Here is a 21,166-nt window from a genome sequence, read left to right as displayed (position 1 = left end):
CGCATTTCCATTAGTTTTAAAAAATTTACAAACAGCACTTCCTTAACCACACTGAAGTGAACCAACTTAAAAACAAAAATTCGTATAAAAGTCTAATCGTAAATAAAAAAGCGAACCATACTTGTTTCTGATACTCAGAATTCTATCTTGTCCGCTTTTTTTATTTAATTTATCAAGCATAAGGATTTATAATAATGGATTCTTAAATCCAATATTTTTTCCACCTCCGCTTTTTATTTCAAGAAAAGGATACTCAAGAGTGCTAAGATTGCCGGTCCACCTTGCTTGAGAATGATTTTTTTATCTGCTGTTAAGGCACCATAAGTCGCTGCTCCTATCACAAATAAAACAAAGATTGTTACGATTTCTAAGCTATGTGAGAAATAAATCCCATAGATAAGAAAAACCCCAATCAAGGCATTATAAATTCCTTGGTTTTTAAACAATGAGGTTACAGATGGTCTTGCTAGTTCTTCTTTGTCCATATTAAAGACACGGCCGGTTGCGTCTGATTGGGTTGCGATACTCTCCAAATAAAAGATATAAAAATGTTCGAGGGCAACAATAGTTGCTAAAATAGTAGTAATGATTGACATCGTTTTCTCCTTAAAATTCTATTTTTTCTAACCCTGATACTAGTTTTGTCAACAAAGCTGTCAGGTCTTGCTGCTCAGTAGAGGATAAGATGTTCTCCATCTGCTCCTTCACTCGCAAGTGATGTTTAGGCGGATTGACCAAGAGTTGATTCTTGGCTTCTTGGGTTAATTCAACTAAGACTTCTCGCTGATTGATTGGATTCCGATTGCGACTGACATAGCCCTCTGACTCCAGTATCTTAAAATGACGGGTCAAGGCTGCCTGGTCAATCTGTAACTTCTCCTGAACGGCAATCTGGTTACAGGGTGACTGTTGCAGTAAAAATTGCAGGATTTGATAGCGGGTCAAACTAATTCCCAATTGTTTCTCAAAAAGTTGAGTGATGGTCTGATCTGTTAAATGGAGCTGGTACAGTAATTCATGCATTTTTAGTATTTTCTCCTTTCTTTTATATTTGATTTATCAATAGTTGACTTGTCAAGTATAATACAAATAAATTGACTTTGCAAGTCTTTTGCTTACTCCGTTAAATTAGTCTACTAGTCACAATCCCTCAAGGCTATGTTTTTCTATTTTATGTCTGGAGTTTATTTACGCTATCTAAGAGTTTGAAAACAAAAAAAGAAGCGGAAACTCAAGTTCCCAACTTCTTAATATTCTTAGTTCATAGATACGTGAACGTGGTCATAGTGGTTTTCTGTAACGCTTCCACGGTCTGGCATTGGATTCCAAGTGTAGGCTGGTCCGTATTTGCTATCGAATGGTGCATAGAAACGTTGTTTCCAGATGATGTAGCTGATGCCACGGCTAGCCATATTTTGGATAGCATAATCTGCAATTTGGTCTCCAAGAGCAGAGCTTACTGGAACCATAAAGTCAATGGCAAGTCCTTTTCCGTGGTCTCCACTATCTCCTAGACGGTAACCACTAAATGATGTGATTCCGAACAAGTTAGCCACTTCCTCTTTAAAGGCAGCCGTTTGTGGCTGAAGACCTGCATTTTCTGATTTTGAAGCTGCAATACTTGCATAATCAGGTGCTGCTGGTGCTGCATAAGTCGCTGATGAACCTTGGCTTGCTTCAGCTTGATAAGTTGATGGTGCTGATTGAGTCTCTGTTGTAGTCGTTTCTTCCACTACAGGTGTTTCTGCGACCGGCTCTTCCACTGGTGCTGAAACTTCTGCAACGGCTACTGTTGTTGTTTCTGCTGCAGATTCTTCTGCTGGTGTTGCAACTTCTGTAACGGCTTCTGTTGTTGCTTCTGCCACTGGCTCAGCTACAGTTGGTGCTGCAACTGGTTGAGTTAAATCTTCAACCTGTACAGTTTGGTCATCTACAGTGACTTGGTTGGTTGTCAAATCTGCTGTTGCAGTTGTACCTTCGCCTCCTTGAACTGTCTCAGGGGTTTGAATTTCAACCTCTGTCACTTCTTCTTTTTCATTTACAGTTGTTGTAAGGACTGTCTCAGGGAAGATCAAATCAATATTACTGATCTTGTTCAAGTTAGCAAGAACGGTCACATCCACTCCCAAAGCTTCGGCAATGGTACTTAGAGTATCTCCATACTGAATCGTATAGCTTGTTTTATTCTCATTCTTTGTAACATCGTTTTGAATTTGCTCAACACTACGCGCTGTCCATACTAGCTCTTCTGCTTGAGTTGCCAATACAGGGGCAAGGGATAAGGCTACTGTTGATGCTAAAATAATTCTTTTCTTCATACTATCAAACTCCTTTTCAAATGTAGTACCTGTCTATCATAACACAAAGAAAATAGAAAAAAAGCCCTTTTGGGGCTATTTAACAGAACTGTACATTCGTTGTAACAAATCACACTACTTGAAATAGTTTGTTAGTTTCTTGTCATCAGGCTGACACATTTTTCTTGAAGAAAATTCTAGAAGGAAAGCGAGCTAATGTCTTCTAAATGCTCTATCTGTTGATTACAAGATACAGGTGAGGCAAGGAAATTGATACTCTGAATCCCACTATTTTGAGCAAATTCGATATCCAAAGTCCGATCCCCTATATAATAAGTTTGCTGTGGATCTAGTTCATACTTATCTAGAAGATAGATCGCAGCTTCTGGACTAGGCTTCCGAGAAAAGCCACTTTGATTGGTTAAAATTTCTGTGAAATAGTGGGCCAAACCCAAATTTTCCAAAATTGTAAAAGCATTATCCCCTTTATGGGTATAAACAAACTGCTCAATTCCTTGCTGGTCTGCCCAAGCTAAGATTTCACGCGCCCCCGGCATCAGAACAACTTGAGCATTCTTCTCAGCCAAACTCTGAGCACGAACCTGATTGAGCATATCAGCATCCAAGCCTCTTTCTTCTCCCACCTTTTCCAACAGATCTTGAACGGAAGTTTTTAGAATAAAGGCACGAACCTCAGCCTTATCATAAGGAATATCAAACTGGGCAAAAGTCTCTTCGATTCCTGCTAAGATAGCCTCATAAGAGTCCAATAAAGTCCCATCTAAATCCCAGATAAATCCAATTTTTTTCATATGTCATCCTTTCAAAGAGATATATTGCTTATAACGATAGCGCAGGAAGAACCAGCGAAAACCATTATCCAAAAGCGTTCCTGCCCAAATACCAGGCAAGCCCCAACCAAGAATAATTCCCATCAGATACCCTGTTCCGATACGGATACACCACATTCCGATACTTGTCGCATAAAAGGGGAGGCGTGCATTTCCCAACCCCTGCCAGACAGCTGTATAAATGACTGTCCCCGTCGTCATAGGAGTTCCTAGTAGTGAGAACAGTGTCACCAAAACACTGGCTTTAATGGCCGCAGGATCACTAGTGTAGAGGTGACTTAGGGGCGTTCCGAGAGCATAGATACTAAGTGTTAAGGGCAACATGAGAAAGAGCGATAGCCAAAAAGTTTGCTTACTGAGCTTGTCCACCCTTGCCCAATCATCTTCTCCAACTGCTCGAGCCACCTGCATGACTGTTGCTGTAGCGACACCAAAGGCTGGCATATAATTAAACTGAGTCAAGACTTCACCGATTGCATTTCCTGCGACTGCCTCAGTTCCGAAAGAAACAACCAGGGCAATAATAACCACATCTCCAGCTCGCATCATGAGACGCTCTCCCGCTGCAGGTAAAGCCAAAGTCAGTAAGTCTTTGTCCAGTCCAAAGCTTGGTCTTGTATATGGGAGTTTTAATTGTGACCATAAAATCACAACCCCGACCAAACGAGATAGAATAGTCCCCCAAGCTACACCAGCTATGCCCATATCAAGAACAAAAATAGCTAGACTTGAAAAGAGAATATTCAAGGCATTGGATAAAAGACTCACATAAAGGGGAAGGCGCGGATTATGGGTGGTGCGAATCAAGGCACCCAAACTAGTCATCAAGCCCAAGAGGACAATTGTCCCTCCAACTAAAGCTAGGTATAGTCCTCCACTCTCAGCCACAGCCGCTTCTGTCCCCAAAAGACCAATCATCTCTTGACCGGAAAAGATGGACAAGCCCCCTAAAACTAAACTCAGTAGCAGGGTTATCTTGAGCGCTTCTGTCACATGGTAGGCTAGTCTAGACTGGTCCTTCTGCCCCAAACTTTTGGAAATAACACTGGAAATCGCAGCTCCTAGAGCAATAAAAATCGCTTGGTAAATGGTGATAATGTTACCCGCTACAGACACACCCGAAATGGCGATTAAGCCTAGATGTGCTACCAGATAACTATCCACCATTCCCATGAGCATCTGCAAAAAATTTTCACCCATGGCTGGCAGAGCTATGTTGAGAATATCTTTATATTTCTTAAACAATCCTTCCTCCTGATGAAAAGAAACTCAGTTAGTTTCCCAACCGAGTTTACTTCCTCTGTTTTAAAGTCCTAGATAAGATTCTACTGCAGTCTGCATCTCTGCTGCTGCAACAGTTGTCTTGTGACGAACTGGAGCTGTTTCAAGGCCATCCACTGCTGGTGGCACTGCTACTCCTGAGATTTCATGTAATTGAGCCAAGGCTTCAAAGTCGCTAAGACCTGATTGTCCAGTTACAGCTTCCACCGCAACCACTGGAAATTTGTAAGGACTAGCTGTTGATGCAATCACTGTCTTGGTCGCATCACCAGTCGCTGCTTGGTATTTTTTAAATACAGCTGAAGCAACTGCTGTATGAGGATCCTCGATGTAGGCATCTGTTTGATAAACACGCTTGATTTCTGCTGCTGTTTCTGCTTCAGTCGCATACTCAGCTACAAAAAGGTCAAGGATTTCTGCATCAAAATCTGTCAATTCATACTGACCTTGAGTGTTCAAAGCATTCATGAGTTCAGCTGTCTTAACCGCATTATTACCCAAAAGGTGGAAAATCAAGCGCTCCAAGTTTGAAGAGACCAAGATATCCATAGATGGGCTAGTGGTTACCTTAAATTCACGCTTCTTGTCATAAACATGAGTTTTAAAGAAGTCTGTCAAAACATTGTTGTCATTTGAAGCACAGATCAATTTGCCAACTGGTAGGCCGATTTGCTTAGCGTAAAAGGCAGCCAAGATATTCCCAAAGTTCCCTGTCGGTACGGTGAAGTTAACCTTGTCACCAGCCTTAATCTCACCAGTTTTAACAAGCTGAGCGTAGGCATACACATAATAGACAATCTGTGGTACTAAACGACCGATATTCATAGAGTTAGCAGATGAGAACTGGAGCTTGTTAGCAGCCAATTTTTCACGAAGGGCCACATCATTGAACATGTGCTTAACGTTGGTTTGAGCATCGTCAAAGTTTCCATCGATGGCGATAACATGAGTATTGTCCCCAGTTTGAGTAGTCATTTGTAACTCTTGCACCTTGCTGACACCGTCTTTGGGATAAAAGACGATGATTTCAGTTCCAGGAACATCCGCAAATCCTGCCATGGCAGCTTTACCGGTATCTCCAGACGTCGCTGTCAAGATGACAATCTTGTTTTCCAAGCCATGTTTCTTGGCAGCTGTTGTCATAAAGTATGGCAAGATAGACAAGGCCATATCCTTAAAGGCAATGGTTGAACCGTGGAAAAGTTCCAAGTTGTATTGGCCATCTAGTTTCACAAGAGGAGCAATGGCTGGTGTATCAAACTTGCTGTCATAGGCGTTGGTGATACAGTAGTCCAACTCTTCTGCTGTAAAATCATCCAAGAAGGCTGACAAGACAAGTTTGGCCACTTCTTGATAAGAAGCGTCTTTTAATGTGTCAAAATCCAAGTCCACCTTTGGATAGCTCACTGGAGTAAACAAGCCTCCATCTGTTGCCAAACCTTGCAAAATCGCTTGGCTGGCTGTTACTGTATTGTTCGCATCACGCGTTGATTGATAAACTAATGTCATAAATCTCTATCCTTTATCTATAGTCCTATTCATTATAACATGATTTTTCAGAAAATTCTTCCTTTATAGGAAAATTATAGGTCTAATTCTTCTTTCAAAGGCTCTAAATAGGTCATTTCTTGCTGATCTCTCATCTTAAGACCTTGCTCTGCTATCGCTAGCAAGTCTTTGGAGAACTGGACAATCCCAGCTGTTTCTTCATCTGTGAGGTGTTTCTTAGAAAATTGTCTTCTCAAAGACTTGTAGTCACGACCAAATATTTCAAAGAAAGGAGCTGTTTCTAGGTAAATTTCAAGCTTGTCTAGATTCACCAGCAAGCCTAAATGAAAGGCTGCCGAAGAAAAGGTTCGATCTAGTGGCTGTGTACAAACACTCCGAAATTCGACCGTTCCTCGAGTTGTTAAGTCTTGGAATTGGTAACTACGGTGCGTTTGGAAATCCTTCTCTTGAGGAACAAGCAGAGTTTCTTTTCCATTTAGAGTATAGGCAGTAATCTCATCAGTATCTAAGTAATCTCTAGCTCGTATCGGAGAAAAATAGTAGGTTTCCCCATCACGTTCTGCTGTAAAAATCGCAGAGCAATCTAAATAATCAAAGAAATCATCCTCATCTTTGAAGAGTTTTGAATTGACACCGACATTCTCTGGATAAATTCCATGCATGGAATCTTCCCAAAAAATATCTCGTGAAATCAAAGTATCCCATTCTGCTCCCGAAAACTCAGAATTAGCAAACAGGTAAGCTTTGACTGCTTCAAGCTGAGTGAATGCATTAATGACACGTAGGTAGTTAGCAGTCGATACATCCAACTGAACTTGGCTCCCACAGATAAAGGCTCCATAGTCTGGAAAATCATGCAAAGAAACAGATTCTTGATTGTTGCCCATCTTCAGATAATCCATTAACATCTGGTAGCGAGGATATGCGACAGGCCTATTATCATTGATATCCCAATTCGGGTGAATCCCCCAACCTTGAATAGCATGATCCTTTTCTCTTAGCTTCTCCTGAATTACTTCCATATAGGCTCTAAAGCGCTCTTCCACTTCCTGAATACTCTTTGCCTTCCCAAAAGCAAACTCCAAGGTCGTGTAGGAAACCTCAAACAAAATACGGTCTTGACTCATCGGTTCTACAAGTTGAATTGGATTGCCATCCTGGTCTTCCTTCTCAACTTCTAGACTGAGAGCGTCAACTAAAAAACGCATCAATTCCTTGCTGACTTCAATATCTGTAGGCTGACCTTTCTTATGAACGATCGGAAACTCCAACTCAATACCGATGTAGAGATCTGGATTTTCTTTGATATTCTTTAAATAGCGGTCTTTTAATAACTGAACTGAAGGGGACATACATACCTCTCATTCTAACTTCTCATACTAGAAAACAAATTACTCTCTATTATACCAAAAAGTCCTAGAGAAGGATCTTAGAAAGTCTGTTTGCAAGCTTGCTCCCTAGATTTAAGACCAAACAACTTCCTAATTATATGAAATTTTATAATAAGACGTCAGATATCATTGTTCAATTTTCACAGTCTCATCAACCAGTTAAGCGATTACATATATTTTTGCATCAAATCCCTTGTACTATATTAAATATAGTGATATAATTCACATATAGACAAAAAGAGGGCAGTTCAAATTCGACTTCACTTGAATCATGAGTCAAGGCAAGCCCCTTTTCCTCTGCACCTCAACGACTAATCAAGGAGGATAGCTATGAAAGCTGTTGTTGTAAATCCAGAAAGCACTGGTGTTGCTATTGAAGAAAAAGTTCTCCGTCCACTCGAAACTGGGGAAGCTCTTGTAGAAGTTGAGTACTGTGGTGTCTGCCACACTGACCTCCACGTTGCCCATGGTGACTTTGGTAAAGTTCCAGGACGCGTTCTCGGTCACGAAGGTATCGGTATCGTAAAAGAAATCGCCCCTGATGTTAAAAGTCTCAAAGTTGGCGACCGTGTCAGCGTAGCTTGGTTCTTTGAAGGCTGTGGTATGTGTGAATACTGTACAACCGGACGAGAAACTCTTTGCCGTTCCGTAAAAAATGCAGGCTACTCAGTTGACGGCGGTATGGCTGAACAATGTATCGTAACTGCAGATTATGCTGTTAAGGTTCCAGATGGTCTCGATCCAGCCCAAGCCTCTTCTATCACTTGTGCCGGTGTTACCACATACAAGGCTATCAAAGAAGCAAAAGTTGAACCAGGCCAATGGGTTGTCCTCTATGGTGCTGGAGGTCTTGGTAACTTGGCTGTCCAATACGCTAAAAAAGTATTCAACGCTCACGTTATCGCAGTTGATATTAACAATGATAAACTTGCCCTAGCTAAAGAAGTTGGTGCTGATATCGTGATTAATGGTCTTGAAGTCGAAGATGTTCCAGGCCTTATCAAAGAAAAAACAAACGGTGGTGCTCACTCAGCTGTCGTAACAGCTGTATCAAAAGTTGCCTTCAACCAAGCAGTTGACTCTGTTCGTGCGGGCGGTCGTGTAGTAGCTGTCGGACTCCCTTCAGAAATGATGGATCTAAGCATCGTCAAAACAGTTCTTGACGGTATTCAAGTCATCGGATCCCTCGTTGGAACACGTAAAGACTTGGAAGAAGCCTTCCAATTTGGTACTGAAGGTCTCGTTGTTCCAGTCGTTCAAAAACGCCCTGTGGAAGATGCTATTGCTGTCTTTGATGAAATGGCTGCTGGAACCATCCAAGGTCGTATGGTTCTAGACTTTACTCACTAAGATAAATAATAAATGCCAAAATGAGGTAGGGACAGAAGATCCTACCTCGTTTTTTTAGTAATAAAATTTTGACATAACAATTAATTGGACTTGAGGCATTTTTTAGACGCCCAAGAGCACTACTGACGAAAACTTCCTAGTCCCTCCACTTTTTTATATTAAATTTTTTTACCATTTTATAGACGATTTTATAAAAAAGTTTATATATCAATATTTGTAAAAATGAGGCTTTGAGATTTTTTTCACTCTTTATTATAATTAGTTGCATTTTTTCTGAAAACGATTTATACTTAAGGAGTCTTAAAGTTTTCTTAAACTACAAGTCAAACATTTTATAAGGAGGAATGACAATAATGAGTATCGGAATCATTATTGCGAGCCACGGTGAATTTGCCGCGGGTATTCATCAGTCAGGATCTATGATCTTTGGTGAACAAGAAAAGGTTCAAGTCGTAACCTTTATGCCAAACGAAGGTCCAGATGATTTATACGCCAAGTTCAACAATGCTGTGGCTGCATTTGACGCAGAAGATGAGGTTCTAGTCTTGGCTGACCTTTGGAGTGGTTCTCCATTTAACCAAGCTAGTCGCGTAATGGGAGAAAATCCTGAGCGTAAATTTGCCATCATCACAGGACTTAATTTACCGATGTTGATCCAAGCTTACACAGAGCGCCTTATGGACGCTGCTGCTGGAGTGGATAAAGTCGCTGCAAACATCATTAAAGAGGCCAAAGATGGCATCAAGGCTCTTCCAGAGGAGCTAAATCCAGCTGAGGAAGTTGCAACTGCTGCAGCTGCTCCTGTAGCCCAAGCTGCCATCCCAGAAGGAACTGTTATCGGAGACGGTAAATTGAAAATCAATCTTGCTCGTCTTGACACACGTCTTCTTCACGGACAAGTCGCAACTGCTTGGACACCAGATTCAAAAGCAGACCGTATCATCGTTGCTTCAGATAACGTTGCTAAAGATGACCTTCGTAAAGAATTGATCAAACAAGCAGCTCCAAACGGAGTGAAGGCTAACGTTGTTCCAATCCAAAAATTGATTGAGGTTGCTAAAGATCCTCGCTTTGGTGAAACACATGCCCTTATCTTGTTTGAAACACCACAAGATGCCCTTCGTGCTATCGAAGGTGGTGTGCCAATCAAAACTCTTAACGTTGGATCAATGGCTCACTCAACTGGTAAAACAATGGTCAACAACGTATTGTCAATGGACAAAGACGACGTTGCTACATTTGAAAAAATGCGTGACCTTGGTGTTGAATTTGACGTACGTAAAGTACCAAACGACACTAAAAAAGATTTGTTTGACTTAATTAGCAAAGCTAACGTTCAATAATTAAAACTAAATAGAAAAGGAATAAAACCATGTCAGATATTTCATTCATTTCTGCTATCTTGGTTGTAGTTGTTGCCTTCTTCGCAGGTCTTGAAGGTATCCTCGACCAATTCCAATTCCATCAACCAATCGTAGCATGTACCCTTATCGGTCTTGTAACTGGTAACCTCGAAGCAGGGGTTATGCTTGGTGGATCACTTCAAATGATCGCCCTTGGTTGGGCTAACATCGGTGCTGCCGTTGCTCCTGACGCGGCTCTTGCCTCTGTTGCTGCTGCAATCATCATGATTAAGGGTGGTAACTTTACTACTGAAGGTATCGCAGTCGCAACTGCAACTGCTATCCCTCTTGCCGTAGCTGGTCTTTTCTTGACTATGATCGTTCGTACCATCTCAGTTGCCTTGGTTCATACTGCAGATAACGCTGCTAAAGAAGGAAACATTGCTGCTGTTGAACGCGCTCACTACTTTGCCCTTGCTCTTCAAGGTCTACGTATTGCTATCCCAGCTGCACTCTTGCTTGCAATGCCAACTGAAGCCGTTCAAAGCGTATTGAACCTTATGCCAGAATGGCTTAAAGGTGGTATGGCTGTCGGTGGTGCTATGGTCGTTGCCGTTGGTTACGCTTTGGTTATCAACATGATGGCTACTCGTGAAGTATGGCCATTCTTCGCAATCGGTTTTGCTCTTGCAGCAATCTCTCAATTGACTTTGATTGCCCTTGGTGTCATCGGTGTTGCCCTTGCCTTCATCTACCTCAACCTTTCTAAACAAGGTGGAAACGGTGGCGGAGGAGCTGCAACTTCTAACGATCCAATCGGTGATATCCTAGAAGACTACTAGAAAGGGGAACAATCATGGCTGAAAAAATTCAATTATCAAAATCAGATCGCCAAAAAGTTTGGTGGCGTTCACAATTCCTTCAAGGTTCTTGGAACTACGAACGTATGCAAAACTTAGGTTGGGCTTACTCTTTGATCCCAGCTATCAAGAAACTTTACACTAAAAAAGAAGACCAAGCAGCCGCTCTTGAGCGTCACCTTGAATTCTTCAACACTCACCCATACGTAGCTGCTCCAATCATGGGGGTTACTCTTGCACTTGAAGAAGAACGCGCTAACGGTACTGAAATCGATGATGCTGCTATCCAAGGTGTTAAGATCGGTATGATGGGACCTCTTGCCGGTATCGGTGACCCAGTCTTCTGGTTTACAGTTCGTCCGATCCTTGGTGCCCTTGGTGCATCACTTGCTGCAACTGGTAATATCGTTGGACCACTTCTCTTCTTCTTTGGATGGAATGCAATCCGTATGTCTTTCCTTTGGTACACACAAGAGTTTGGTTACAAGGCTGGATCTGAAATCACTAAAGACATGTCAGGTGGTATCTTGAAAGACATCACTAAAGGAGCTTCAATCCTTGGTATGTTCATCCTTGCCGTTCTTGTACAACGTTGGGTATCCATCAACTTCACTATCAACCTTCCAGGGAAACAATTATCAGAAGGTGCCTACATCAACTTCCCAGAAGGTGCTGTTACAGGTGGAGAATTGAAGGGTATTCTTGGTCAAGCACTTAGTGGTATGAGCTTGGATAGCGTTCAACCACAAACCCTTCAAGGTCAGTTGAACTCATTGATTCCAGGATTGATGGGACTCCTCCTTACTTTCCTTTGCATGTGGTTGCTTAAGAAAAAAGTATCTCCAATCACAATCATCCTTGCCCTCTTTGCAGTTGGTATCGCAGCTCGTTTCTTCGGTATCATGTAATCTCGACGAGAATGTATAAACAAAAAAAGAATCAGGTTTATCACCTGATTCTTTTGGCTCTTTGTCAAATAGTGTTGATGAAGAACCTAATGAAAAAAGAATCCAACAAAAATTGGACTACCTGTCTCCGGTTGAATACCGAAGACGGTAGCCCTAGGGTGTTTTTATTAAATTCTCACTTTTTGGGGTCAGTCCCTAAGCCTGATAGTAATTTTTTGTTCATACTATTCCCCTTTAGTCATTTACTACTTTAAGTTGCATTGCTTTAGCTACTTCTTCTGCCTTTGATCCCTTAGGTGTATGGATTTCTACATCTGGGTTACAGTTATCCACAAAATAGAAGTATTCTGTAATTTCTGTTACACTTGCTGGAATTGTAATAGATTTAATTGATGATGTCCCCCAGAATACTAATGTTCCAATACTCTTTGTTCCTTCTGGGAATACAACTGATTCTAATGAACTGTCAGAGTTGAAAACATCATCTTCTACTGTTTCTATTGACTTACCAAAGTGGACATACTTTAACTTATTGTCAATCGCAAACGCACCTTTTCCAATATATCGTACTGTATCTGGTAAAACGATTGCCTCACAATGTTTCAAGTTCGCAAGACCACGTTCTCCAATTGCGATAACAGGTTTACCTTTAATTTCCTTTGGTACACGAACAACCTTATCGTCAGAAGTACAACTATAGATGACATAACCTTCTTCCTATAAATATACGCACGTTAATATATTAATATCTTTAAGAATTTATAACTATAGTTCCTTAATTTTCCCAGTAAAAAAACGAAAGGCACCACAAGTTATTTATGTGTTTTCTTTAAACGATTCATGTACTTCTGTCGCAACTTCTCACCCGCCTTTAATTGCGGTTGCGATAGATTGAGGACCTAAATATGCATCCCCTGTTATTAGTTCATTTCTATTGTATTCTGATGTTGACCGAAAGTCAAATTTTTACCTTTCATCTAGAACACTAAAGTCTACTTTTGTTCAATTGCTGCAACGACAAGGTCACATGGAATAATATGTTCACTACCTGCCACTTCATGCGTTGATCTTCTTCCACTTTCATCTGATTCACCAAGTTCCATTGTAATAACCTTTACACCAGTTACTTTCCCACTCTCATCACGCAATACTTCTTTAATATTCTCTAAGAAATGGAATGTAACACCTTCATTGTGTGCATCTTTGATTTGTAGTGTAGCTTCTAGTATATTGTTCATATGGTCATCATTCTTTTGTTTTAGGTTTCAGCGCTTTTAATATAATGGATGTTGGCCTTTTTGTATACACTAAAATAGGGTTGGTGGAAAATTTCCATCAACCCTAAAAATTATAGAACCACACAAAACCCTGACCAGAGATAGCCAGGGTTTTGTATTTCAAAAATTATTCTGTAAATTCTATAGTTACTTTTACTTCAGAATCCATTGAAGAAAATATTGTTTTATAATAATTGATTGCAGATTCTTTAATTTCACTCTTAAATTTATCTAAATACTCTGCTTGTTTATCACTAGAAAGTTGGTTAGCGACCAATTTCCCAGTATCAATATCTTCTGTAGTTCCACTTAATAACTCTCCATGACTATCATATAAATCATAAGGATTATCTTTTGAAAGTTCAACACCAATTACTTCCAATTTTGGAACAATAACCTTATATTCTTTTTCGCTTATTTGTTCAACCTTTACACTACTTTTAATTCCAAATTTAGCTTTATAATTTAAAATTACTAATGCTGCTTTTTTAGAGAACGGCACATCAAACCCAAAAACTTGAGTTGTTTTTGTTTCAGAAATAATTTCATTAATTCCCGCATTCAAAAATACAACTTCATTCACTTTTTCAATACTTTCGATATTAATTGACGATTTGACTTCTGATTTATGTTCCTTAGGTAAGAAAAATAGCACTCCAATAGCTATAATAGCTATTAATACCACATTCAATAGTACACTAAACATATTAACTTTCTTCTTTAATATAGACAAGATAAAAAAACCTCACTTTAAATAATCTATCTAAATTTTACACATTCTAAAGAAAATAGTCAATATTTTTTCGTACTATCTTCTAAAATTAATTGTGCCTATTAAAAATGAAATTAGTTTGTTGCATTTGATTATATTTTTTGAACACCAAATCCATTTAAAATTGAGTGCTATTTTGAGCACTAAAAAAGGGCTCTTTGGTAAATAGTGTTGATGAAGAAATTTAGGAAGGGATTAAGCAACTAATTGTTGCTTAATTCCTTTTTGTTTTGGGCCAAACATTTTTGTTATTAAAATAATCCTATTTCTAAAATGGTAATAGTTTCTAAAGCCGTAGGCATTTCTTTTAAGCACTTTTATTTTATTGTTTATTCCTTCAATAGGGCCATTTGTTCTAGTTGGATACTCACAAGTATTTTGAATATATGGCAAGTAAGTCATAAGAGTCTTTAATACTCTTTTTAAACCAGGAGATAGGTCTAATTGCGTAGCTGCTTCAATCGTTTCCTTGAATTCTATATAATCTCTATCCTGTATACATTCACGAAGTGAATGTACAACCTCATAATCATTTTTAAGAGATGGATTTTTTTCTAAGATATAATCTACGATTCCTTTACTTGTTATGAAGCTTTCAAAAAGCTTATAACGATTATATTTATAGTTCTGAAGTTCATTAGAGTTCTTTAAAATTAACTTCCAATAATGTTTTAACTTTCGATATAATTTAGAGTCTTTATAGCGATGCTTATTCATGACACGTACCCGAGTTCGATTTAATTCTCTATTTAAGGCTTGTACGATATGAAAAGGATCAATGATAATTTTAGCGTTAGGAAACATTTCTTTTATTAATTGAATGTACGGTAAGTACATGTCGATGGAGATAGTTTTTACCTTTAATCTAGTCTTAGGCTCAAAACGATGAAAATACTTTTTCAAGCTGTAAGATTTTCTATCTCGTACAACATCGACCAGCTTGTGTGTAGTGCTATCACAAATAATGAAGCTCATATTACTATCGGAAGATTTGACGGATTTAAATTCATCAAAACACAAATGCTCAGGTAAATCGTGTAATGGTTTAATCTTTAGTAAACGTGTTGTATCATCTATGATACGTCTTACCGTATGAACTGAAACATTTGTTTCTTTTGCGATATAGGTTTCAGATACTGTTTCACTTATTTTTGATTTAATTTCGTTTTTTAAGCGTTTAGAGATATGACAGTGTTTTTCTACGATTCGACTAGTGTCTGCGGTAAATGAAGAGCCGCATTCTCTACAGAGAAATCTCTGCTTGCGTAGATTTAAGTAGGCCGCTAGGCCTGAAACAGAACAGAGAGTGATACGAGATGTTTTCGTGCCGTTTTTAACGATATTATTATTTCGGCTAACACACCCACAAACGGTACAAAATTCTGGTTTATGCGTATAAGTAGCTGCATAAAATAAAGATTTTCTCTTTTTAAATATCTTCTCTTGAACTTTATTATCCCAAATAATGTTTTTATCTTTGATTTGTAGTGTAGCTTCTAGTATATTGTTCATATGGTCATCATCCTTTTGTTTTAGGTTTCAGCGCTTTTAATATAATGGATGTTGGCCTTTTTGTATACACTAAAATAGGGTTGGTGGAAAATTTCCATCAACCCTAAAAATTATAGAACCGTTCTTTTTATATCTCATTTATTCAGCCAAGGCACCCATTGGATCCCATGGTGCAAGGACGATTGGTTCTGCTTCATAGGCAGCTTGTTCTTCTGCTGTTAGTAATTCCTTACGAACAACAATTTGGTAAGTGTACTCGTCCATCCAAGCATCTGAAGCAACAAAGTAACCATCTGTACCGACCTTGTCTCCCCATGAGTTTTCAACTTTCCACTTGATTGATTTGCCATTTTCATCCAAATCAACACCTGTCAAGACCATGGCGTGGGTCATCAAGCTTTCGCTGTAGTCCAAACGTCCAGCCTTGTCTTGAGTGAGTTGAATGTCCATGCTTGATTCAAAGTCATAAACATCTGTCGCAAGGATTCCCGCTTTACGGTTGCTGAGCTGGCCGACATCAGAACCAAACCAAACAGTCTCTCCTGCTTGCATTTGAGCAATCGCCAATTCTTTCAAGCGTTCCATAGGTACGTTGATATAGCGAACTGCACGGCTACTAACGACATTTCCCAACATCTCAACTGTGTATGATTTGCCATATGGTTTATCAGCAGTTGGAGCATTGATCACAGAAACGTAGTCTTCTAATGGAAGGTCGACATATTTCTTGTAAAACTCTTGTGGAGTGATACCTTTTTCGCTTTGGTAGTTATTGTCTTTATCACGATAAGCAAAGTCAAATTTACGTGGTGGGAGACCTAGTGACATTGCAAGGAAGTTAAAGATTTCTTGCAAGAGGTCTTCTTTCTTAGCCTGAACAGTTGCTTGATCAGCACCTGAAGTCAAGAGGTCACGTAAGATTTGAGCATCTTGACGAAGTAATTTATTAAGAATGGCATTAAGCTCACGACTGCTACTAGATGAAACAGACTCTGGATAAACAGACTTAGGAACAACACCGTATTTCTCAAAGAGAGAAACCACCATATCCCACTGACCACCATCTTGTTGTGGAGTTTGGAGTAGGAAGCTAACCTTACGGCTCGTCAATTCTTGGTCAGCAGTTGCAATCACTTGCTCCAAGAACCAGTTAGATTTTTCATACTTGTCCCAGAAGAAGGTGTGGGCTTGTGACAATTCAAAGTTTTCAAGTTTGTATTGAGAGATGAGTTTGTGGCGGAAAGTGTTGAGGGCCGCAAACATCCAGCATCTACCAGAAGCTTTCTGGTTAGTAACCTTATCCTTTGTCAAATCAAGTGAGAAAACTGGTGTGTTGTCGACATGGCTTTGACGACGCTCCAGGGCTGCAAAAATACCGTTATGGCTAGCAGCATTTTCGATAGCTTGGTATTTGACATTTGCTTCATAATTGGCAAATAGTTTATCAGTAAATGATTCTTGAATCGCGTTCATAAAATCCTCCTTTTATTCTACAGTCTATTATAACTCTTTTCACAAAGGAAGCAACCAAAAACTGAAAAAGGCAAGGATATTTTCCTCGCATTTTCCTAATGTTTCATCTTTTAGCTGTCACTAGTTGATGCTCTCAAGCAAGCCTTCTAGTTCTTCCTTGCTTAGGCGGCGCCATTCTCCACGTTTCAAAGCCTCATCCAAGGTCAAAGTTCCCATGGTTAAACGTTGCAAGTCCACGACTTCCTTACCACAGTAGGTCACCATCCGTTTGACCTGGTGGAATTTGCCTTCTGCAATGGTCACGCGAATCAGACTTTCATTTTTTCCCCTATCAATAGACACAAGCTCCAGTTTGGCAGGTCGACATGTAAAATCCTTGAGCGGAATTCCTTGCGCAAAGAGCTCTATGTCTGCATCTGTCATCATTCCCTTGACCTGCGCCAAATAGATCTTATCCACATGGCGCTTTGGTGAAAGAAGAGCATGAGCCAGCTTACCATCATTAGTCAAGAGTAAGAGTCCATGCGTATCGATATCCAAACGTCCTACTGGGAAAACTTCCTTGGCACGTGCATAGTCATCCAACAAGTCCAAGACTGTCTTGTGTTTTGGATCCTCAGTTGCTGAAATAACTCCTTGGGGCTTGTTCATCATATAGTAAACAAACTCCTCGTAGTCTATCTTTTGCCCGTCAAAACAAATTTCGTCCGTGTCTTCATTGATTTGCAACTTGGCAGATTTTTCTTTCTTACCATTCACTGTCACGCGCCCAGCCTTGAGAAAGTTTTTTACTTCCGTCCTGCTACCGACAGCACAGGCAACCAAATATTTATCTAATCTCATAAAGCTATTATATCATGAAAAAGTATAGATTTTGAACAAAAAAATAAGCCGCCTGATTGGGCGACTTTATTTTATAGGGAGATTATTATGAAAAATTTTTAGGAGTTAAAGTTAAGGTCTTCTTAACTTATGCTTATAGTATAAGCTAGATTCCTAAAAGTTTTCTTAAAATTTTCTCCTCAAACTTAAATTTCTGTAAATCTTCACTGTTAAAGTCAAGCATTGTCTCTTTAAAAAATATAGATCATGAAAATGTTAAGGCCATAAAGAGGAGTAGCATCACAAATAAGGCTAAGCTAACGAGCAAAGTTAGAACTTTAACAAGCGTATTGCTTTGCCAATAGCTGGGCTTGCCGATATTACTAGTTGCATCCATAGAAAAAATTTGAGTTTGTCTTGGTTGAATGGTCACAAGGATGATTAAGACAATAGCTAAAATAATGGTTAAAATTATCAATAATTCAGTCATTTAACTACCTCAAAAGTCCTATTAAAGTAAACAGCAAACCTATCAAAATAATCAATCCCAACAAGAAAGAGAATGTTTTACTGATTTTTTCACCACGTGTAGATTTTTCTTTTTTGATGGGTTCTTGTTTCATCTCTTCCATACGACCTTCAACATCCTGATAAAATAGATCTTTTTTAGTCATGGCTTTCTCCTAAAATGGTTTTCATCCGCTCCTGATACATGATTGGATCCACATAATTGGCATGGTAACCTTGGTCTCCCAGAGCTCGTCCCATTTCTTTGACATGAGAAAGAGCTAACTCAATGGTGTGAATCATGTCGTCAACTGCTTCCTTAGCGAAAATATGATTTGGGGCAATATAGCGACGATTATGGGCTGTTTCCTCAAAAGCTAGGACCAGTTGGTTGTGTTCAAAAGCCTGACGAACAGCTTGAAGTAGTTCGTTACCATAGTTGATGTCCAAATAGATATCTGATAACTGATAAAGCTCCTGAATCTTTTGGGAACTGGCATTTTGATAGAGTACGACATTGGGATAGCGGAGCATATCCAGCAACTTGGATGACATCTCTGTCACTGCTGCGATTCGGAAAGTAACCCTTGGCAAACTTTCCACCAATTTTTCGACTTGCTCTAGTTGGTCCGAATTGGTCACAATCAAGGCATCAGGACGAACAAAATTATCACGCTTAAAGTTATAATGATAGCCTAGGTGACTAAACTTATGATGGAATTTTTCATCCGTCAATTGCAGAGCGCGTTCATAAGTCGCATAATCTGGAATGATAATGGTCTTAGCTCGAAGCTGGTCATTCTCCAAGATCAGTTGCATATTTCCTGGAATATGATCCTGCAATGGTTCTTGCCAAACTAGAATATCCTGACCTGATTTGTCTGGGAAATGGAAGGAAGTCAAAAACGATGTAGACAGGGTATTAAAGAGAATGTGGTCAAGATTCACTTTCAAACCTTGTAAGAAGTCTATAATAAAGGCCACTCGACCAGAAAAATGGCGCAAACCTTGCCCTTCCAAGGTCAAAAGAATATCACCTGTGACATGATTTTCCAAAATAACTTCCTTTTGATCTACGTCCCGATAAGAAGTCATGATAGCTTGACCCAAACCATCATAGGTGGTTTTAGCAAAGCAAGCTCCAAAACGATTGTAGTGATCCACTTGGAAGATGCGACCTGCTGGTGTTTTCCATTCAACTTTTTTCACCAAACGAGCCTGTAAGCCATCTGCAAAATGAATCACTGCTCGTTCTTGATTAAGGTCATTGATGGTCCCAAATTGATTATTACCAGCAATCTCCCAAAAATCTGGGACAGGAACTTGGTTAAAGTACAAGGGTTTACCACTGTCATAACCCAAATAATAGGTGAAGGGTGAGACAACTCCATCTGGTAAAAATCCATCTGGTTCAATAACCACAGTCAAATCAGACAGTCCTGCCGCAGTCAGACTATAGTGCAAATCTTGACTTTCTTGATTATATACATCAAATAACTGAATCATCCACTACCTCCTTGATTGTTTTTTCCCATTTGTTCAAAATCTCTTGAGTCAAGAATTTCTCAGCAATCTGGTAAGATTTTTCTCTCATACTTTCCAAACGATTTTCCAAATACAGTTGGCAGATCTTTTCTCCATAAGCTTTCTTGATTTCATCTTCGACATGGTCAGATGAGCTTGGAATCAAGTAGCCATTTTCGCCATCTTCGATGAAAGTTTGATTTCCATAAGGAACATCAAAACCAATCAATGGCAAGCCCGAACCAATTGCTTCCATGAGTGTTAACCCAAATCCTTCACTTGTAGAAGCAGTTAGATAAACTTCATACTGTGAATAGATTTGGGAAAGTTCGGCATGGCCCTTGAGTTTAATATACTCTTCTGCCTGACCTGCAGCTATAATCTCATGAAGACGTCCTTCTTCGCCACCACTACCATAGATATCAAAGGTCAATTCTGGCAATTCCTTATGAGCCTCAATAACAGCCTTCACGAGCCAATCAATGTGTTTTTCCTTAGCCAAACGAGAAGCTGTAATGAGAGAAAATGGTTTACGACTCACTTGTGGTTTTGTTAATTGATCAACACTTCCAACTGGAATGGTCACAATCTTAGGAGTATGCGAGGTATAGCGAGCAAACTGTTGTTCTAAGACTTCTTTTTGGCGATCCGTTGAAACGATAAAGAGATCGACCTTATCTGCATTGGTAAACTGGTAGTCATAATAGTTGTTCCACAAGATATAGTCATCGTTGGTCGCATTTTCACTGTAATGCTCCGCATGAACGACAACAGCAAGGCGAGCAGCACGCGCTTCTTCAAAGACCACCTGACCAATCCCTGTCTCACGATCTAAAATTACTAAATCTGATTTACTTAACTGAAGAGTTTGCATGAAATAACGAATCAAGGCAGGCTTCCCGTATAAAATGCGATCCTTGAAACGATAAACTTCCTCAGTTCCTTGATTCATGAACATCTCATAAGCTGGAGTCCCATCTTCATTGTAGAAGGTTCTTTGGTAGAGTGTCGCTACATTGTCTTTAGGAGCAAAATATTCTGTGCAGTAGCGTGTGTAAGAGAAGTAATCTTTGCGGATTAACTTACCAGCATACACATACTCCACATGTTGGACAAAATCTTTTTCCTCATCTACCAAATAACAAGTAATAAACTTGTCTTCATCTGAGAAGAAGATTCGTTCAATTTTCCCATTTCGTTCACGACGGCTTTCTACACCTTCAAAGTAAGCCAAAACATCATCTACCGTCACACTGGTCGGTGCAATCTTGATGTCTGTGAAATGAGTGTAGAGCCAGATAACCTGATCATCATCAAAACCGATATTTGCTGTTAAATGCTGGATATTATCACCCAAAATCATGTCTGTAAAGATAAACTTCGACGGCAGATTCAGGCTGCGAAAAATACCCGCACGATAAGCTTGGGCATATTCAACACCACTGCTGGCCCAGCCGATTCCTAAATTTATATTGTAAATTGTCATATT

General features: G+C 39.6%; 22 protein-coding genes. 5 read left to right on the top strand and 17 right to left on the bottom strand.

Features of this window, described 5'->3' with window-relative positions:
- Window positions 1-233: 233 nt before the first annotated feature.
- The 7 genes from QM877_RS08215 to QM877_RS08185 form a co-directional block, all read right to left on the bottom strand.
- Entirely contained in the window at window positions 234-596 is a 363-nt protein-coding gene (locus tag QM877_RS08215; RefSeq protein WP_414318123.1) for a DUF1304 domain-containing protein, read from the bottom strand.
- A gap of 10 nt (window positions 597-606) precedes the next feature.
- Window positions 607-1,023 (bottom strand): MarR family winged helix-turn-helix transcriptional regulator, encoded by a 417-nt coding sequence (locus QM877_RS08210; protein ID WP_153225644.1) that lies wholly within the window; start codon window positions 1,021-1,023, stop codon window positions 607-609.
- 233 nt (window positions 1,024-1,256) lie between these two features.
- A complete protein-coding gene (locus QM877_RS08205; protein WP_414318122.1) occupies window positions 1,257-2,318 on the bottom strand; it encodes a LysM peptidoglycan-binding domain-containing protein in 1,062 nt (353 codons plus the stop codon).
- Window positions 2,319-2,494: 176 nt separating this feature from the next.
- On the bottom strand, window positions 2,495-3,109 hold the full coding sequence (locus QM877_RS08200; RefSeq protein WP_414318121.1) for an HAD-IA family hydrolase: 615 nt from the start codon (window positions 3,107-3,109) through the stop codon (window positions 2,495-2,497).
- A 3-nt stretch (window positions 3,110-3,112) separates the two neighbouring features.
- Window positions 3,113-4,393: an MATE family efflux transporter gene (locus QM877_RS08195; RefSeq protein ID WP_414318120.1), complete on the bottom strand. Its 1,281-nt coding sequence runs from the start codon at window positions 4,391-4,393 to the stop codon at window positions 3,113-3,115.
- A 60-nt stretch (window positions 4,394-4,453) separates the two neighbouring features.
- On the bottom strand, window positions 4,454-5,938 hold the full coding sequence (gene thrC / locus QM877_RS08190) for a threonine synthase (protein WP_414318119.1): 1,485 nt from the start codon (window positions 5,936-5,938) through the stop codon (window positions 4,454-4,456).
- A 74-nt stretch (window positions 5,939-6,012) separates the two neighbouring features.
- Entirely contained in the window at window positions 6,013-7,290 is a 1,278-nt protein-coding gene (locus QM877_RS08185; protein ID WP_248035885.1) for a glutamate-cysteine ligase family protein, read from the bottom strand.
- Window positions 7,291-7,659: 369 nt separating this feature from the next.
- On the opposite strand from QM877_RS08185, the gene adhP reads away from it, so the two are divergent.
- From adhP to QM877_RS08160, 5 genes are all read left to right on the top strand, one after another.
- Window positions 7,660-8,679 carry an alcohol dehydrogenase AdhP gene (gene adhP, locus QM877_RS08180; protein ID WP_414318118.1) on the top strand — a complete coding sequence of 340 codons (1,020 nt, stop codon included), beginning with the start codon at window positions 7,660-7,662 and terminating at the stop codon, window positions 8,677-8,679.
- 353 nt (window positions 8,680-9,032) lie between these two features.
- Window positions 9,033-10,022: a PTS sugar transporter subunit IIB gene (locus tag QM877_RS08175; RefSeq protein ID WP_281335194.1), complete on the top strand. Its 990-nt coding sequence runs from the start codon at window positions 9,033-9,035 to the stop codon at window positions 10,020-10,022.
- Between the two features lie 29 nt (window positions 10,023-10,051).
- On the top strand, window positions 10,052-10,864 hold the full coding sequence (locus QM877_RS08170; RefSeq protein WP_281335193.1) for a PTS mannose/fructose/sorbose transporter subunit IIC: 813 nt from the start codon (window positions 10,052-10,054) through the stop codon (window positions 10,862-10,864).
- A gap of 14 nt (window positions 10,865-10,878) precedes the next feature.
- Window positions 10,879-11,790: a PTS system mannose/fructose/sorbose family transporter subunit IID gene (locus tag QM877_RS08165; protein WP_006149277.1), complete on the top strand. Its 912-nt coding sequence runs from the start codon at window positions 10,879-10,881 to the stop codon at window positions 11,788-11,790.
- A 61-nt stretch (window positions 11,791-11,851) separates the two neighbouring features.
- Window positions 11,852-11,941 (top strand): IS3 family transposase, encoded by a 90-nt coding sequence (locus tag QM877_RS08160; protein ID WP_367400507.1) that lies wholly within the window; start codon window positions 11,852-11,854, stop codon window positions 11,939-11,941.
- Window positions 11,942-12,024: 83 nt separating this feature from the next.
- On the opposite strand, the gene QM877_RS08155 is transcribed toward QM877_RS08160, so the two are convergent.
- The 10 genes from QM877_RS08155 to gtfA all read right to left on the bottom strand — a co-directional run bounded on the left by QM877_RS08155 (window position 12,025) and on the right by gtfA (window position 21,163).
- Window positions 12,025-12,420, bottom strand: coding sequence for a leucine-rich repeat domain-containing protein (locus QM877_RS08155; protein ID WP_083301256.1), 396 nt, complete (start codon window positions 12,418-12,420; stop codon window positions 12,025-12,027).
- 362 nt (window positions 12,421-12,782) lie between these two features.
- Window positions 12,783-13,028, bottom strand: a complete 246-nt coding sequence (locus tag QM877_RS08150; protein ID WP_004238875.1) for a hypothetical protein — start codon at window positions 13,026-13,028, stop codon at window positions 12,783-12,785.
- Window positions 13,029-13,194: 166 nt separating this feature from the next.
- Window positions 13,195-13,773, bottom strand: a complete 579-nt coding sequence (locus QM877_RS08145) for a DUF4230 domain-containing protein (protein ID WP_000493216.1) — start codon at window positions 13,771-13,773, stop codon at window positions 13,195-13,197.
- A 261-nt stretch (window positions 13,774-14,034) separates the two neighbouring features.
- Window positions 14,035-15,351, bottom strand: a complete 1,317-nt coding sequence (locus QM877_RS08140; RefSeq protein WP_001059646.1) for an ISL3 family transposase — start codon at window positions 15,349-15,351, stop codon at window positions 14,035-14,037.
- Window positions 15,352-15,489: 138 nt separating this feature from the next.
- Window positions 15,490-16,824 carry an aminopeptidase C gene (gene pepC, locus QM877_RS08135; protein ID WP_414318117.1) on the bottom strand — a complete coding sequence of 445 codons (1,335 nt, stop codon included), beginning with the start codon at window positions 16,822-16,824 and terminating at the stop codon, window positions 15,490-15,492.
- Between the two features lie 120 nt (window positions 16,825-16,944).
- On the bottom strand, window positions 16,945-17,667 hold the full coding sequence (locus QM877_RS08130; RefSeq protein WP_414318116.1) for a pseudouridine synthase: 723 nt from the start codon (window positions 17,665-17,667) through the stop codon (window positions 16,945-16,947).
- 244 nt (window positions 17,668-17,911) lie between these two features.
- Entirely contained in the window at window positions 17,912-18,136 is a 225-nt protein-coding gene (gene asp5, locus QM877_RS08125; protein WP_414318115.1) for an accessory Sec system protein Asp5, read from the bottom strand.
- Between the two features lie 4 nt (window positions 18,137-18,140).
- The gene (gene asp4 / locus QM877_RS08120) at window positions 18,141-18,320 is read right to left on the bottom strand and encodes an accessory Sec system protein Asp4 (RefSeq protein ID WP_075230876.1); all 180 of its coding nucleotides are present in this window, start codon (window positions 18,318-18,320) and stop codon (window positions 18,141-18,143) included.
- Window positions 18,313-19,659: an accessory Sec system glycosylation chaperone GtfB gene (gtfB, locus tag QM877_RS08115; RefSeq protein ID WP_414318114.1), complete on the bottom strand. Its 1,347-nt coding sequence runs from the start codon at window positions 19,657-19,659 to the stop codon at window positions 18,313-18,315. Before gtfB ends, asp4 begins: the two co-directional genes overlap by 8 nt.
- The gene (gtfA, locus tag QM877_RS08110; protein ID WP_414318113.1) at window positions 19,643-21,163 is read right to left on the bottom strand and encodes an accessory Sec system glycosyltransferase GtfA; all 1,521 of its coding nucleotides are present in this window, start codon (window positions 21,161-21,163) and stop codon (window positions 19,643-19,645) included. Before gtfA ends, gtfB begins: the two co-directional genes overlap by 17 nt.
- Window positions 21,164-21,166 lie beyond the last annotated feature (3 nt).

The organism is Streptococcus infantis, assembly GCF_047463655.1.
Classification (GTDB): Bacteria; Bacillota; Bacilli; order Lactobacillales; family Streptococcaceae; genus Streptococcus; species Streptococcus infantis_Z.
Note: the sequence above shows the minus strand (reverse complement) of the source record. Positions and strands in the feature narration are given on the sequence as shown.